The 15,130-nt window shown below is 43.9% G+C and carries 18 protein-coding genes; 9 read left to right on the forward strand and 9 right to left on the reverse strand.

Annotated features, from left to right (window positions below; all coding sequences use genetic code 11):
- Positions 1–57: 57 nt before the first annotated feature.
- From ACP14V_RS16330 to ACP14V_RS16350, 5 genes are all read right to left on the reverse strand, one after another.
- A complete protein-coding gene (locus ACP14V_RS16330) occupies positions 58–444 on the reverse strand; it encodes a nuclear transport factor 2 family protein (protein ID WP_272609003.1) in 387 nt (128 codons plus the stop codon).
- A complete protein-coding gene (locus ACP14V_RS16335) occupies positions 434–1,177 on the reverse strand; it encodes an SDR family NAD(P)-dependent oxidoreductase (RefSeq protein WP_272609004.1) in 744 nt (247 codons plus the stop codon). The genes ACP14V_RS16330 and ACP14V_RS16335 overlap by 11 nt, the downstream gene beginning before the upstream one ends.
- The gene (locus tag ACP14V_RS16340) at positions 1,174–1,377 is read right to left on the reverse strand and encodes a tautomerase family protein (RefSeq protein WP_136564947.1); all 204 of its coding nucleotides are present in this window, start codon (positions 1,375–1,377) and stop codon (positions 1,174–1,176) included. Before ACP14V_RS16340 ends, ACP14V_RS16335 begins: the two co-directional genes overlap by 4 nt.
- Before the next feature lie 118 nt (positions 1,378–1,495).
- On the reverse strand, positions 1,496–2,056 hold the full coding sequence (locus ACP14V_RS16345) for a Crp/Fnr family transcriptional regulator (protein WP_272609005.1): 561 nt from the start codon (positions 2,054–2,056) through the stop codon (positions 1,496–1,498).
- The gene (locus ACP14V_RS16350) at positions 2,056–3,348 is read right to left on the reverse strand and encodes an aminopeptidase P family protein (protein WP_272609006.1); all 1,293 of its coding nucleotides are present in this window, start codon (positions 3,346–3,348) and stop codon (positions 2,056–2,058) included. The genes ACP14V_RS16345 and ACP14V_RS16350 overlap by 1 nt, the downstream gene beginning before the upstream one ends.
- Positions 3,349–3,426: 78 nt before the next feature.
- On the opposite strand from ACP14V_RS16350, the gene ACP14V_RS16355 reads away from it, so the two are divergent.
- From ACP14V_RS16355 to ACP14V_RS16365, 3 genes are all read left to right on the forward strand, one after another.
- Positions 3,427–3,816 (forward strand): DUF2721 domain-containing protein, encoded by a 390-nt coding sequence (locus tag ACP14V_RS16355; RefSeq protein ID WP_272609007.1) that lies wholly within the window; start codon positions 3,427–3,429, stop codon positions 3,814–3,816.
- A gap of 153 nt (positions 3,817–3,969) precedes the next feature.
- Complete coding sequence (locus ACP14V_RS16360) at positions 3,970–5,148, forward strand: DUF1624 domain-containing protein (protein WP_272609008.1); 1,179 nt, start codon at positions 3,970–3,972, stop codon at positions 5,146–5,148.
- A gap of 90 nt (positions 5,149–5,238) precedes the next feature.
- Positions 5,239–5,682, forward strand: coding sequence for a hypothetical protein (locus ACP14V_RS16365; protein ID WP_136564952.1), 444 nt, complete (start codon positions 5,239–5,241; stop codon positions 5,680–5,682).
- On the opposite strand, the gene ACP14V_RS16370 is transcribed toward ACP14V_RS16365, so the two are convergent.
- Together ACP14V_RS16370 and ACP14V_RS16375 are read right to left on the reverse strand one after the other, a co-directional pair.
- On the reverse strand, positions 5,662–6,621 hold the full coding sequence (locus tag ACP14V_RS16370; RefSeq protein WP_272609009.1) for a succinylglutamate desuccinylase/aspartoacylase family protein: 960 nt from the start codon (positions 6,619–6,621) through the stop codon (positions 5,662–5,664). The genes ACP14V_RS16365 and ACP14V_RS16370 overlap by 21 nt on opposite strands.
- Positions 6,602–7,489 (reverse strand): RimK family alpha-L-glutamate ligase, encoded by an 888-nt coding sequence (locus ACP14V_RS16375; protein WP_272609010.1) that lies wholly within the window; start codon positions 7,487–7,489, stop codon positions 6,602–6,604. The genes ACP14V_RS16370 and ACP14V_RS16375 overlap by 20 nt, the downstream gene beginning before the upstream one ends.
- 223 nt (positions 7,490–7,712) lie before the next feature.
- Here ACP14V_RS16375 and ACP14V_RS16380 point away from each other — a divergent pair, with 223 nt between their 5' ends.
- From ACP14V_RS16380 to ACP14V_RS16400, 5 genes are all read left to right on the forward strand, one after another.
- The gene (locus ACP14V_RS16380) at positions 7,713–8,381 is read left to right on the forward strand and encodes a succinate dehydrogenase cytochrome b subunit (RefSeq protein WP_136564955.1); all 669 of its coding nucleotides are present in this window, start codon (positions 7,713–7,715) and stop codon (positions 8,379–8,381) included.
- A 2-nt stretch (positions 8,382–8,383) separates the two neighbouring features.
- Positions 8,384–10,387 (forward strand): fumarate reductase/succinate dehydrogenase flavoprotein subunit, encoded by a 2,004-nt coding sequence (locus ACP14V_RS16385; protein WP_272609011.1) that lies wholly within the window; start codon positions 8,384–8,386, stop codon positions 10,385–10,387.
- Between the two features lie 6 nt (positions 10,388–10,393).
- Positions 10,394–11,140 (forward strand): succinate dehydrogenase/fumarate reductase iron-sulfur subunit, encoded by a 747-nt coding sequence (locus tag ACP14V_RS16390; protein ID WP_116216756.1) that lies wholly within the window; start codon positions 10,394–10,396, stop codon positions 11,138–11,140.
- Positions 11,141–11,533: 393 nt separating this feature from the next.
- A complete protein-coding gene (locus ACP14V_RS16395) occupies positions 11,534–12,040 on the forward strand; it encodes a very short patch repair endonuclease (protein WP_313791637.1) in 507 nt (168 codons plus the stop codon).
- Positions 12,033–13,178 carry a methionine aminotransferase gene (locus ACP14V_RS16400; RefSeq protein WP_409557920.1) on the forward strand — a complete coding sequence of 382 codons (1,146 nt, stop codon included), beginning with the start codon at positions 12,033–12,035 and terminating at the stop codon, positions 13,176–13,178. Before ACP14V_RS16395 ends, ACP14V_RS16400 begins: the two co-directional genes overlap by 8 nt.
- Before the next feature lie 11 nt (positions 13,179–13,189).
- Here ACP14V_RS16400 and ACP14V_RS16405 read toward each other — a convergent pair whose 3' ends face one another.
- Positions 13,190–13,903: a helix-turn-helix domain-containing protein gene (locus ACP14V_RS16405; protein WP_272609012.1), complete on the reverse strand. Its 714-nt coding sequence runs from the start codon at positions 13,901–13,903 to the stop codon at positions 13,190–13,192.
- A gap of 147 nt (positions 13,904–14,050) precedes the next feature.
- Between ACP14V_RS16405 and ACP14V_RS16410 the strand changes: the two genes are divergently transcribed.
- Positions 14,051–14,371: a hypothetical protein gene (locus tag ACP14V_RS16410; RefSeq protein WP_136564959.1), complete on the forward strand. Its 321-nt coding sequence runs from the start codon at positions 14,051–14,053 to the stop codon at positions 14,369–14,371.
- Here the strand turns inward: ACP14V_RS16410 and ACP14V_RS16415 are convergent.
- A complete protein-coding gene (locus tag ACP14V_RS16415) occupies positions 14,360–14,884 on the reverse strand; it encodes a GNAT family N-acetyltransferase (protein WP_136564960.1) in 525 nt (174 codons plus the stop codon). The genes ACP14V_RS16410 and ACP14V_RS16415 overlap by 12 nt on opposite strands.
- Between the last annotated feature and the right edge of the window lie 246 nt (positions 14,885–15,130).

The following is a 15,130-nucleotide window of genomic DNA, read 5'->3' on the forward strand; positions in this document are numbered from 1 at the left end:
ATTGCATCTTCAAGGCCGCCCCAATATCCATTACATCCTCAGTTTAATTATCTCATCTTACACATGGATAAAAACTTTGTTTACAATTTTCCAGCTTCCGTCTATCTGGGACAAGGAGAGGTAATCGTAATAATTATAGCCAGAAAAAGGCACATGCAGTTTGGCCATGGCTATCTTGCCTATTATCTCGAGGCCAATGACCGACATTTGAAATTCCTCTCCCAATGCATTTGGACTTTGGCGGTTTTTCACCGTTTCCAAATATTCCTGTTTGCTCTTTAGGTAGTCCACCCCTTTTATATCGCCATAGAGGTGGGTGTTTTCATGAAAACATGCATCCAACTTGTCCACATCTCCGTTGAAGATACCATCAAAGTAATCGGTGATCAGCTGTTCAATTGATTCTCTACTTTCTTTATACATCATCCTTTCTTTAAATGGCATGCCCCACTGTATGTCCGCCTGCAACGTTAATGGTCTCCCCCGTAATAAAATCTGCCGAAGCCAAATAGTAGGCCGCCTCTGCAACCTCATGCGCCTCCCCAATCCGGTTCAGCAGGTGTAGGCCAGCCAAGCTATCGGCATCCTCCACTCCTATTTTACCTTGCAATGGGCTTCTGATGATGCCCGGAGCTATAGTGTTTACCCGTATGTTCTGTTTTCCAAACTCAGCGGCCAATTGTCGCGTAAGGGCATGTATGGCCCCTTTGCTGGTAAGTGGTGCCGTGGCCGGAAACCCATCAATGGCATGGTCTACCAATACCGTTCCTATGTTGATGATGTAGCCTCCTCCCTGTTTTATCATGTGGGGGATGACTTCTTGGGATGCGATATAGGTTCCCATGAGGTTTACCTTCCAGAAATGCTCCAGTTCATCCTCCTTGACATCAAGGAAGGGTTTGGGGGAAAAAATTCCAGCATTATTGATAAGGACATCAACAGAACCAAATTTTTCCAAGGCTATTCCTGCCAATTTTTTTCCAGTTTCACGCTTGCTGATATCCCCGGCAAAATAGATTGCCTGCGATGGGCTTCCAAGCGAGCGATATGCATTTTCAAGATACTCCTCGTTGGAAGAGTTCATGACCACATTGCTCCCCTTTTCAATAAAATAGCGAGCCGTTTCCTTTCCTAAACCTGATGAGGCTCCTGTAATAATTATGGTCTTGCCTTTCATGCGTTCTGTTTTTTGGTTTCCGAGTATTGTCTCCCATTATGGCCCCAATTGTCCACCGATACCTCATCGATGACCACATGGGTGGTCTGTGGGTTCTTGTGGAGAACTTCTACGAGCAATTGGGTTACTCCTTCTATCAATTGCTGTTTTTGTGCTTTGGTCACCTGTTCATCGGTGACCTTAATGTTAACGTATGGCATAACATTCATTTTTAAATTAGTACCATACAAAGGTCTATGGAAAGGTAAAGACGTAAAAAGACCTATATCACATATTTGGTGTGATATAGGTCACACTAAAGTTATAATACTGTGACAGTTAAGGATGCAGTCGGCTGAGTGTCTCGCGGGAAACCCCAAGATAAGCTGCGATCAGTTTCTTCGGAACACGTTGAAAAAGACTGGGATACTCTTCCAACAAGAGGTCGTATCGTTCTTTGGCAGAATTTTTTAAAAGCGATAAAATCCGGTTTTGCATGGCAACCGTTCCGTTCTTGCTCTTCTTGGCCCAAAAACGCTCCATCTTATGCATTTGGCTCGTTAGCTTTTCCCTATTCTCGTATGTGATGTACAGAAGGTCGGTGTCCTCAATGCAATCTATGGACATCCTTGAGGGAGTACGTTTTACAAAGGATTCGTAATCCGTAATCCACCAATTTTCCATTCCAAACCTTAAAATGTGCTCTTTGCCATCATCATCCAAAAAATAGCTTTTCACACATCCTTTCACCACCCAATATTCCTTGTCCACAATATCGCCTTCCTGAACAAGATATTGGTGCTTTCTTTTTTGGATATGGCCAAAATGACTTTGAATAAAACCGAATTCTTCGTCAGTCAATTCAACTACTTCTTCAATATGTTTCCTTAGGAAGTCCATCAGGCATTCATCAACTCCTCTATTTCTTCAATTTCAATGGGGATGTTGCGCATCAAATTGAACGGCTCTCCTTTTTCCTGGATGACTACATCGTCCTCCAAACGGATACCCATTCCCTCTTTTGGGATATAGATGCCAGGTTCCACCGTAAAGACCATATTGGCCTTCATAGGCGTTTTCAATTCGCCATAGTCATGGGTATCCAACCCAATATGGTGGCTGGTACCGTGCATGAAGTACTTTTTGTAGGCGGGCCATTTGGGGTCTTCGTTCTGCACATCAGCTTTATCCAAAAGTCCAAGACCCAACAATTCCGAGGTCATAATTTTGCCCACTTCTTTATGGTATTCGGCCCAAAGAGTTCCAGGCACCAACATCTTAGTGGCTTGGTCCTTTACCCTGAGTACCGCACTGTACACTGCTTTTTGACGGTCGGTGAATCTTCCATTGGCGGGTATGGTCCGGGTAAGGTCACTGGAGTAATTGGCATATTCCGCGGCCAAATCCATCAAGATCATATCCCCATCCTTCACCTGCTGGTTGTTTTCCACATAGTGGAGCACATTGGCATTGGCGCCTGATGCAATGATAGGTGTGTAGGCAAACCCTTTGGAACGGTTCCGTATAAACTCATGGAGGAACTCCGCTTCCATTTCATACTCCCAAACACCGGGTTTCACAAACCCCAAAATCCTTCGGAAACCTTTTTCGGTGATGTCACAAGCGGTCTGCATCAACGCGATTTCCTCTGGTTCCTTTACCCCTCGAATCTCCTGTAAGATTGGATTGCTCTTCGCCCATTGATGGGCAGGAAAGTCCTGTTTACATTTTTGGATGAAACGGTCTTCCCGGGTCTGGGTCTCCACAGACTGACGGTAATGCTCATTGGTATTGAAATAAATGGTATCCGCTTCGGTCATCAAATCAAAAAAGACCTTGTCAAAATCCGTGAGCCAGTATACAGTCTCAATTCCTGATACGGCGGTAGCCTGTTCTTTGGTGAGCTTCGCCCCTTCCCAAACCGCAATATGTTCATTGGTCTCCCTCACAAAGAGGATCTCCCTGTGTTTTTTGTCCAAGGCATCCGGAAAAAGTAGCAGAATGGTTTCCTCTTGATCCGCTCCACTCAAGTAAAAAATATCCCTCGCCTGCTCAAAGGGCATGGTACTGTCCGCCCCAATGGGATAGACATCGTTGGAATTGAACACCGCAATACTTTTGGGCTTCATCTGCGCCATAAATTTCTTGCGGTTCTTAATGAATAGATTCTGGTCAATGGGAAAGTATTTCATGTCAAAAAAGGATTTGTCCAAATGTAGGTAATTGTGTTCCCGAAGACAAATTCATACCTTCCCGTTAAAATAAAATCCATGCAGCTCAACCTAAGCATCCCCGCCCTCTTGTTTCCGGCCATTTCCCTGACCATGTTGGCCTACAATGCCCGATATTTGGCCATTGCGGCACTGATCCGACAGTTGCACAAACAGTTTGAGGAAACCTCGGCCCAGCCCTTGAAACAACAGATTCACCAGCTCAGAAAACGTTTGGGGATTATCAAAAACATGCAGGCCACAGCCATCATAAGCTTTTTGTTGGCGGCGGTGACCATGTTCCTCATCTATGTGGAACTGAACGTTTGGGCCAATGTCATCTTTGGGGTCAGTCTGGTCTTTTTGGTCATTTCCCTGCTCCTGTCCCTGTTGGAAGTGCAGCTTTCCACCAAAGCATTGGGGATTCAATTGAAGAATATGGAAAAATGAGCCGTACGATGACGGAGGAATTCACAGTTTCATGAAACAAAGCAATTTTCGGGTTATTTTCTTCCAAGGCTTTTGCGTAATTTGGTGATGCTAATAGACACTTGTACAGAAGGTTATTCCTTTTGATAAAAACAACCATCAACACACATCATCATGCAGACCAACCGAAAAAACCGAATCAAATCCATTGACATGCTCCGAGGACTTGTCATGGTCATTATGGCATTGGACCATGTCCGTGATTATTTTCATTTCGATGCTTATTTCTTTGATCCAACGGACATGTCCCAAACCAATGTTCCTTTATTCTGGACCCGGTTCGTTACCCATTTTTGTGCTCCGGTCTTTGTTTTCTTGGCGGGCACCTCAGCTTTTTTTGTAGGACAGCGCATCACTAAAAAAGCGCTCTCCACATGGTTGTTGAAACGTGGACTTTGGTTGGTGATCGCTGAGTTCACCGTCATAAAATTGGCATGGATGTTCAAGCTGGACTATTCCATCGTTCTTCTTCAGGTAATCTGGGTATTGGGCATAAGCATGATATTTTTGGCCGGATTTATCCATCTTCCCAAAAAGCTTATGGTTGCAGTATCCCTTATTGTCATTTTTGGTCATAACCTGTTGGACTCCGTTGCTCCAACCGACCCAACGACCTCAATCCTATGGTCGTTATTGCATGTATTCAATTTAGTGGATTTGGGTAGTTTCCAAGTCTTTGTAGGATACCCTATGATTCCTTGGATATTTGTAATGCCCCTCGGATATTATTTTGGAAGCTTCTATTTACCTTCCTTTGATTCCAAGTTTCGGATTAAAAGGTTGTTCCAGCTGGGTGCTGGGATGGTTCTGATATTTTTTGCGCTGAGGGCCTTCAACACCTATGGCGACCCTTACCTTTGGGCAGGACAAGATAGTATTGGGCTAACCATAGCCTCCTTTTTTAATGTAACCAAATACCCCCCATCCTTGCTTTACTTATTAATCACCCTTGGTCCTTCCCTCATTTTTTTGGGCTTGGTGGAAAACTGGCAAAACCGCTGGACCCAAAAATTGGTGGTCATTGGTCGGGTGCCCATGTTTTTTTACATCGTCCATATTTATGTGATCCATATATTGGCCGTATTTGCTGCCATCTTTACCGGGTTCAGTTTTTCCGATATGGTCATCGATCTATGGGTCACCTTGCAACCTCAATTGAGGGGATATGGGTTCAGTCTGTGGGTGGTATATCTCATTTGGATTCTTCTGACTTTGGCCTTGTATCCTATTTGTAGTTGGTATAATGATTATAAGACCAACCATAGGGAGAAATGGTGGTTGACCTATATATAAAAGCCTTTTTAGATTAAAAAAAATTGTTCATAAAACGGTGTCGGAATACGTCTTGGGATTGATTAATTTTACGGTCCAAGTTTTTTTGGCATGCAGAAAACCGTCAAGAACATAGACTTTTTTAAGAACATCCGTGAAATACGGGAATGTGAGTTCGGGATTTTCTATTTCTTTGATGGATTGGTCATTTCTGAAATCAAGGAAGGAGTGGTCTTTAACTGGTCCATGGCCAAAAAAATCATAGACATTGCCTACGAAATCATTGGGAGGGATGAACCCGTTGCCTACATTTCCAATCGCATCAACCCTTACTCTGTTGTCCCCACGGATTGGTTGAAGTTTTATAGAAATCGACATCAACTCAAGTACTATTCCATTGTGAGCTATGACAAAGGTGGTTTGTCCAGCATTGTTTTGGAGCGACTTTTCTTCAAGGAAAAAATTCGCCAGTTTGAAGATTTGGAAAGTGCCATTGCATGGAGTCTTTCCAAAATTGAAGAGGAGAAGAAAGGTCTAACACCCCAAATGAAATAGGGCATCTCCTTGGTTCACCACTGCTTGGTGGTTGATACAAAGCACATAACCATCAAATGGCGCCTTGATTTTTTTGTTCTTTTTCGCATAGGTATCCGTAATCAGTCCCAAAACTTCTCCCTTTTTAATCGATTGTCCATTCGCAATCTCTGGTATGAACATCCCTGCCCTTGGCGCCCTTACCCATCGGGTATACTCCAAGTGGACCGATTGCTTTTCTTCTTTTGGTTCACTTTTGGCAAACATGTTCAGGCCATTCATTACATTTTGAATCCCTTGCATGCCAAACGCAATGGCATTTTCGTCAAACCGCATGCTCTCCCCTGCTTCATACACCATGGTGGGTATGCCCATTTTAAAAGTCGTCTTCCGAAAAGACCCTGTTATCAGTTTGGAGGCAAAATGAAATGGCGCCCCGAAGGATTCCGCCAGCATTTTACTTTTGGGGTCTTCTTGGGTATAGCGTGCTTGGGGATGATTATGGCGTTGGCTTCCCCCGGTATGCAGGTCAATCCCAAAATCCACTTGTGGCAATAGCTGGGAGGCATAGGTATGGGCAATCCTGCTGGCCAGTGACCCTGTTTTGCGTCCTGGAAAACTGCGGTTCACATCCTTGCCATCCGGCACATCCCTTGAAAAATGGATAAATCCAAAAATATTGAGAATGGGGACCACCATTACCGCCCCCTTTTTCACATTGAACTTCTTTTCTTGAAGCATTCGCCTTAAAGTTTCCACCCCGTTGATTTCATCACCGTGCAATCCAGCTTGTACCAATACGGTTGGCCCTGCCTTTTTTCCATTGAACACATGTACGGGAATATCGATCAGCGTTCCCGTGGGCAAACGGGCTATGTTCAACGCAACGGATTTTTGTTCCCCGGGAGCTATGCTTTCCCCGTTTATGGTGATGGTCTTGTTATCTTTTTCTACGTCCATTTTTTTCCACATATTGGATGATGTGCTTGGCCACGTTCACGTTTGTGGCAGCCTCTATGCCCTTTAATCCCGGAGAGGCATTTACCTCTATCAACAAAGGCCCCTTTTTGGAACGGATAAGATCTACTCCAGCAACTCCAAGACCCAAGTATTTGGTTGCATTGAGGGCAATATATTTTTCTTTTGGGGTCAACTGGACGGCTTCAGTTTCCGCACCACGGTGCACATTGGACCTAAAATCATCGATATTGCTGATCCGCTTCATGCTGGCCACCACTTTGTTTCCCACCACAATGATTCGAAGATCCTCCCCATGGGCTTCCTCAATATATTCCTGCAATAAGATACTGGTATTCATATTGTAAAGCGTATCTATGATGGACTTGGCGGATTTTTTACTCTCGGCCAACATCACCCCCTTGCCTTGGGTGCCTTCCTGCAATTTTATGATGACCGTACCGCCACCCAAAAACTTGATCTGCTCCTCAACATTATGGGGGTTGATGGAAAATACGGTTTCAGGAATAGGGATTCCCTTTCTGGACATGATCTGGAGGGTCCGCACCTTGTTGCGGGCCCGGGTTATTCCCAAGGACCTTGCTGTACTGAAGATATCGTTCATCTCAAATTGCTTCACAATGGCAGCGCCATGCCGGGTCACCGTTGTACCAATACGGGGAATAATGGCATCGAACTCATCGGTAATATCCTCCGCATCCAAATAAATCTTGGGTTTGTCCGTGCCCAACTGTACCGAACATCGGGTATGATCGATCATTTCCACATAATGTCCTGCATTTTGGGCCTCCTGTGCTATTCTCCTGGTGGAATGCACATTGAGGCTAACGGATAAAATGGCAATGTCCATGATAAGGTTTCGGTTGGTAATTATCGGTAATATCGGTCAAAATTTTCAGACTTAATGTCTGGATAAGGTTTTGAAAACGTAACCCTGGATTATTTTATAGTATTCGTCATTTCTATCGTTGGGAATCCAACAGCTTAAAATCAATCTAAATAAGCTGTTTTCCAATGTTGAAAGCTTGTTAAAAACTCGTCCGTGCTGTAAATTTGTCTCAAAACCAGCACTGATGAGTGGATTGATAAAATCTTCAATTGCCCGAAAAGTTGTGATGGCGCTTTCGGGTCTTTTTTTGGTTGTTTTTCTTACACAACATTTTACCATTAACATTACCTCGGTCCTAGACCCTGAAACCTTTAATGCTTGGTCCCATTTTATGGGATACAATCCATTGGTTCAATTTGTTCTTCAGCCCGTTCTGATTGCGGGGGTGATCATCCATTTTGTCATGGGTTTTGCCTTAGAGATCCAGAACAAAAAAGCAAGGGGCGGCAGTTATGTGAAATACAAGGGAAGTGCCAACGCGCCATGGGTGTCCAGAAACATGATCTATTCCGGATTGGTGATCTTGGCTTTTTTGGCACTCCACTTTTATGATTTTTGGGTTCATGAAATGGCCTACAAATACATAGAGGTTTCTCCTGAGGACCCAACGCGTTATTACCATGAAACCGTAGAGAAGTTCGCTCCTTTCTGGAGGACCATCATCTACATCGTTTCATTTTTCCTTTTGGGTCTTCACCTATGGCATGGCTTTGCTTCTTCTTTCCAGAGTATGGGATTGAACAACAAGTACACTCCGGGTATCAAGACATTTGCAAAAATATTTTCGGTGGTCATTCCTTTGGGCTTTGCTTTCATCGCCCTGTATCACCACCTTAACCCAGTAACACATTAAGTATGGGCATAATGGATTCTAAAATTCCATCTGGGCCTTTGGCCGATAAATGGACCAAACATAAGAACGATATCAATCTTGTAAATCCCGCCAACAAAAGGAACATCGATGTTATTGTGGTTGGAACAGGATTGGCTGGAGGTGCGGCTGCCGCCACCTTGGCCGAGTTGGGTTACAACGTAAAGACTTTCTGCTATCAAGATTCCCCACGTAGGGCACACTCCATTGCTGCTCAGGGAGGAATTAACGCGGCAAAAAACTATCAAGGGGATGGTGACAGTAACTATCGCCTTTTCTACGACACCATCAAAGGAGGGGATTACCGTTCCCGTGAAGCCAACGTATACCGATTGGCCGAAGTATCTGGAAACATTATTGACCAATGTGTGGCCCAAGGGGTTCCTTTTGCCCGTGAATATGGAGGGCTTTTGGACAACCGCTCCTTTGGAGGGGTATTGGTTTCAAGAACTTTTTATGCGAAAGGCCAGACTGGGCAACAGTTGCTTTTAGGGGCCTATTCGGCCATGAACCGACAAATCAATCGGGGTAAGATCCAAGCGTATAATCGCCATGAGATGATGGACTTGGTCCTAGTGGATGGCAAAGCGCGTGGTATCATCGCCCGGGATTTGGTAAGTGGGGAAATTGAACGACACAGTGCCCATGCCGTGGTTTTGGCCACTGGAGGATATGGAAATGTGTTTTTCCTATCCACAAACGCCATGGGAAGTAACGTAATGGCGGCTTGGAGAGCACACCGAAAAGGGGCTTTCTTTGCCAACCCATGTTTTACACAAATCCACCCGACCTGTATTCCGGTTTCGGGGGAGCATCAATCCAAATTGACCTTGATGTCCGAATCCCTACGAAACGATGGTCGTATTTGGGTGCCCAAGAAAATGGAAGATGCCGTGGCCATCCGTGAAGGGAAATTGAAGCCTACGCAACTTGCGGAAGAAGATCGTGATTACTATTTGGAGCGACGCTATCCCGCTTTCGGTAACCTTGTGCCCCGTGATGTGGCTTCAAGGGCTGCCAAGGAGCGTTGCGATGCCGGATTTGGTGTGAACAAGACCGGAGAGGCCGTGTATTTGGATTTTGCTTCGGCCATTAAACGATATGGAAAAGAAAAAGCCTTGACCTCTGGACTTAAAAATCCAGATGAGGCCACCATCATAAAATTGGGTGAGGAAGTTATCGAAGCCAAATATGGAAACCTGTTCCAGATGTACGAAAAAATCGTGGATCAGAATCCGTATAAAACCCCGATGATGATCTATCCTGCAGTACACTACACCATGGGTGGACTTTGGGTGGATTACAACCTCCAGACCACCATTCCAGGTTGCTACGCAGCTGGCGAGGCCAACTTTAGCGACCACGGTGCCAATCGATTGGGAGCTTCGGCCTTGATGCAAGGTCTGGCCGATGGATACTTTGTACTGCCTTATACAATCGGTGATTATTTGTCCGATGATATCCGTACCGGAAAAATCCCGACCGACTCCGCAGCCTTCGATGAGGCGGAGAAGCAAGTCCGTGATCGTATGGAAAAACTGATGGGTGGTTCTGGAATCCATTCTGTGGACTACTATCACAAGAAGTTGGGCAAGATCATGTGGAACAAATGTGGTATGGCCCGAAACGCCAAAGAGCTGGAAGAGGCCGTCAAGGAGATTTCCGACTTGCGCAAGGATTTCTGGGAGAACGTAAAGGTTCCCGGGACCATCGATTCCAAAAACCAAGAATTGGAAAAAGCCGGACGGGTGGCCGATTTCTTGGAATTGGGCGAACTGTTTGCCAAGGATGCCCTTCACAGAAACGAATCCTGTGGTGGACATTTCCGTGAGGAATACCAAACCGAAGAAGGTGAGGCATTGCGTGACGACAAGAACTTTAAATATGTGGCCGCTTGGGAGTTTGCCGGTGAGCCCAAAGATGCCAAATTGCACAAAGAGGATTTGGTTTATGAAAACATTGAACTGAAGACACGATCCTACAAATAAGAAACTATGAAATTATATTTAAAAATATGGCGTCAAAAAGACGCGTCCTCAGCAGGAAAAATAGTGGATTATACGCTTGACGGTGTAGAAGGGGACATGTCTTTCTTGGAAATGCTGGACATCTTGAACGAGGAATTGATTTCCAAAGGTGAGGAACCGGTAGAGTTCGATCATGATTGTAGGGAAGGTATCTGCGGAACCTGTTCCTTGCAGATCAACGGCGAACCTCACGGTCCAGACCGCTTGGTGACCACTTGCCAATTGCATATGCGTAAGTTCAATGATGGAGATACCATTGTAATCGAACCGTTCCGTGCCAAAGCATTCCCGGTAATCAAGGATTTGATCGTGGACCGTAGTTCTTTTGACCGTATCCAACAAGCGGGGGGGTATATCTCGGTAAACACCTCTGGAAATACCGTGGATGCCAATGCCATTCCTATCAATAAGCATGCTGCAGACGAGGCCATGGATGCCGCTACCTGTATTGGTTGTGGTGCCTGTGTGGCCGCTTGTAAAAATGCAAGTGCCATGTTGTTCACTTCTGCCAAGGTTTCACAATTTGCACTCCTGCCCCAAGGAAGGGTCGAGGCTGTGGAACGTGTTCAGAATATGGTACGCCAAATGGATTTGGAAGGTTTTGGAAACTGTACCAACACCGGAGCTTGTGAAGTGGAATGCCCCAAAGGGATTTCCTTGACCAATATTGCACGAATGAACCGTGAATACTTATCCGCTACCCTAAAGGGATAAGTGATAGACATCATATATGGAAAAACCCAAACTCTTAAGAGTTTGGGTTTTTTGTTGCTTTGGATATTGTCAAGTCGAGCGCATTAGAGACCATACTGACAAGGTTAAAATAACACACACCACTTATGTCATTTCGAAATGAGGAATGAAATGACGGTTGAGAAATCTTTAATCCTTTTTGAGATTTCCCACTTCGATTTTGACTGCGCTAAATCTGACAGTTCGAAATGACGCACCCGCGTCATGCTGAACTCGTTTCAGCATCTCATATGAGTGATTGGATTTTACATTGTGTCTCGACTGCGCTCGACATGACATATTCGTGTCAAACCATTTTGTTGTCCACTAATCGATTCTTTCATTTGCTCAGAATGATATTTCAACAGTTTATTTTTGATCGAAACCTTCGTATATTCCAAGATGTCCAAAAAGTATCCCACACAGCGTATCAAAGTGCCTCGGTTCAATGAGGAGAGTGGGTTTTATACCACTCCGGAACGCTCCAAGATCATGGGCAAGATCCGCGGCAAGAACACCAAGCCAGAGCTTGCCTTTAGAAAAGCTTTATGGGCAGCGGGATACCGATACCGCATCGATTACAAAAAACTCATTGGAAAGCCGGATATCGCCTTAAAAAAGTATAGTACGGTCATCTTTATTGATGGAGAGTTCTGGCATGGCTATAACTGGGAGGAGCGCAAGCATAAAATCAAGACCAACCGCGAATTTTGGATCGCAAAAATTGAACGCAACATCCAACGGGACGAGGAGGTCAACGAAGCCTTGGAAAAAATGGGCTATACCGTGTTTCGGTTTTGGGAGACCGAAGTAAAAAAAGACTTGGAAAGTTGCTTGCAAAAAGTGCTTGACACATTAAAAGAACATGACGCCAATGATTGAACCATCCTCCAAATTGCCGCAGGTAGGCACCACCATTTTTACCACCATTGGCCAATTGGCCCAAGAGCATAATGCCATTAACCTATCCCAGGGATTTCCCAATTTTAACCCGGCCCCTAAACTGTTGGAGCTTGTGGGTGAAGCTTTCAAAAAAGGTCATAATCAATATGCCCCCATGCAGGGCGTGCTTTCCCTTCGGGAAGCCATTTCAGAAAAAATTAAACATCTCTATGGGCATTATTACCATCCCGAATCTGAAATCACCGCTACGGCCGGAGCCACACAGGCCATTTTTACGACGATTGCCGCCTTTGTACGCCAAAACGATGAGGTCATTGTCATAGAACCCGCTTTTGATTGCTACGAACCGGCCATAACGCTTTTTGGGGGTAAAAGTATCCCAGTGGTTCTGGAGGGAAATGATTTTAAAATGAATTGGAGTGCTTTTAAATCAGCGATAAGTCCCAAGACCAAAATGGTCATCATCAATACCCCACACAATCCCACCGGTACCATTTGGTCCAAAAGTGATATGGTACAGCTTCAGGATATTTTAAGGGATACCAATATTATCTTGTTGAGTGATGAGGTCTATGAACACATTGTTTTTGATGGCAAGCCCCATCAAAGTGTGGCCAAATATCCCGATTTGGCAGCTAGAGCCGTCATCTGCTCTTCCTTCGGAAAAACGTTTCATGCCACGGGTTGGAAAATGGGGTATTGCGTGGCCCCAAAACCCTTGATGCAGGAGTTTCAAAAAGTACATCAGTTCAATGTATTTTCGGTCAACCATGCCATGCAGGTTGCTTTGGCACAATATGTAAAGGACCCCAAGCATTACGTAAACCTGGGTAGCTTTTATCAGGAGAAACGGGATGTTTTCCTAAAAGGTATAAAGGGTTCTAGGTTCAAAATGATTCCTTCAGGCGGTACGTATTTTCAATTATTGGAGTATTCCGATATCACGGACGAAAAAGATACGGTCTTTGCGGAACGTTTAATCAAACAACATAAGCTTGCCAGTATTCCGGTCTCTGTATTTTGCAAAGCAGATTATGACCAAAAATTTCTGCGGTTTTGCTTCGCCAAGACCAATGATGTTTTGGATAAAGCTTGCCAAATCTTGAATTCAATTTGAGTATTATAGGGCTAAAGCTGCTTTTTTACAATCATAAAGACCTGCAGTACATCTTCTAACGGCAGCTCAAAATCCTGATATTCTGGGGACGAATTTAGATTATGACATTGTAAAGCTTTGGTTTCTTTGCGATATCCTGTAAGTTGCTTACAGGTAATCCGGTCTTTGCATACCAAAACATAGGGCTTATTCCAAAGTGTATCATCATTTTTAACCAGCCATTCCTTTTTTTGACCTAACCCTAGTACAAAAGCTTTATTGGGGATGGCATGTATGCTACCATCGTTCATAGAGTCTCCGGAAATTTCAAAAATACGGTGAGGTTCTTTGGCCACGGAGTCAATAATAAATGCAGATTGAAAAGGTACTTTTGGATCATTCTTATCCGGCTTATCCAATGCCTCAATGTATTTATTGTACCATTCCACCAAAACCAAAGGGGCCATTGCCAAATATTTGCCATGTTCCAAGGGGTAAAAAACGCATCCGTGCTTTGTAAAGGGTTGGTCTTTGGTATAATTTTCACCCAGATCATTGATTTCCCGCAGATGAAGTTCCGCGATGGTCATATCAAAATATTGGGCAATCTTGGTTAAATTTTTAATGGGTATGTTCGCGTTCTTTCGCTCGTAAAGCTGTATGGTACGCAGGCTCACCCCTATTTTTTCTCCTAATTGCGTTTGGCTGATTTTCTTTTTGCGCCTTAATTGTTTAATTATAACCATAAAATTATTATATTGTGTAAAATTATTACGCAATACACTATAGCCGCAGCGATTCCGCCACTTTTCTGTAATTGGGTTACAAGCCAAATATAGAAAATAGGATCAGACCCCAATAAAATAATTACTAATCCCTTAAAGTATTTAAGTATGGGGTCAAGGAACAATTTGAACCTTGTCATCAAAAGTGATGACATTTTTACCACGGACGACTATGGAAAACCAATTGATGAAAGGCTTTCCGAAATTTTGCGCAGAAACGTCTCCAAAAATGATTTGGCAAACATCGCTATCCAAAGTAAAGTGAGTTTTTCAACCATTAGGGATGTTGTGTACCGAACCAACAGTCTTACAAAATCAAATGCATTGGCAATTTCATTGCTTATCCATGCTGCATTTGAAAACTCCATTGGTTTTAAGTTAAGGGCGGAAGGGGATATTCTGTTTTTAGGTGGATTGTTAAAGTTCTAAGCGTAAAAGCCAATCGGTCTGCTCATCGCTTCCAATAAGGTAAGGGTGTTCCCCAAATTTTTGGAAGCCATGTCTTTGGTAAAAGCGTATGGCCTTGGGGTTGTGCTCCCACACGCCAAGCCATAGGTATTTCTTTTGGTGCTCCCTTGCCAAGGAAATTATTTGCTTTAGCATTTGGCTACCAATCTGCTTGCCCTGATGTTCCCCCAAAACATAGATACGTTCTATCTCCATGGCATTTTTGTCGTGCACATCTGTTTGGGCACCGCCGACGTTTAATTTAAAATAGCCCACCAAAATATCTCCGTCATATGCAAAATGGAACAGGGAATCTGTATTTGCCAGTTCAGCAGCAAGTGTTTCCTTATTAAAGGCGTTGTCAATATAGTCCTGAAAGTCTTTTGGGTTGTTGTCCTTTTCGAAAGCGGCCACGAACGTACTTATTGATGTTTGCACCAAAGTGTCCAAATCAGATAATGTACATGATGGAAAGGATAGGTTCTTTGTGGTCATGTAGTAAAATTATCGCAAAAAAAAGAGCCTAACAATGTGTTGGCTCCAAATTTTTACAGGGGGGATTGTCAGTCTAAAGCATGAATAGCTTTTTGATGAGTAGCATAAATCCTGTGAAAAAATCGTTTCGGTAAACTTGAACGCTTTCGTCCATAGTTGTGTGGTTTAATTTGGTTGCCATGGTGCTGTTTTTACGGTTGTCAATTTGGGTAAAAAATTCGATATAACCAAATATAAAGTCGATGA

The sequence above is a fragment of the Flagellimonas alvinocaridis genome (genome assembly GCF_965248585.1).
GTDB classification, from domain to species: Bacteria; Bacteroidota; Bacteroidia; order Flavobacteriales; family Flavobacteriaceae; genus Flagellimonas; species Flagellimonas alvinocaridis.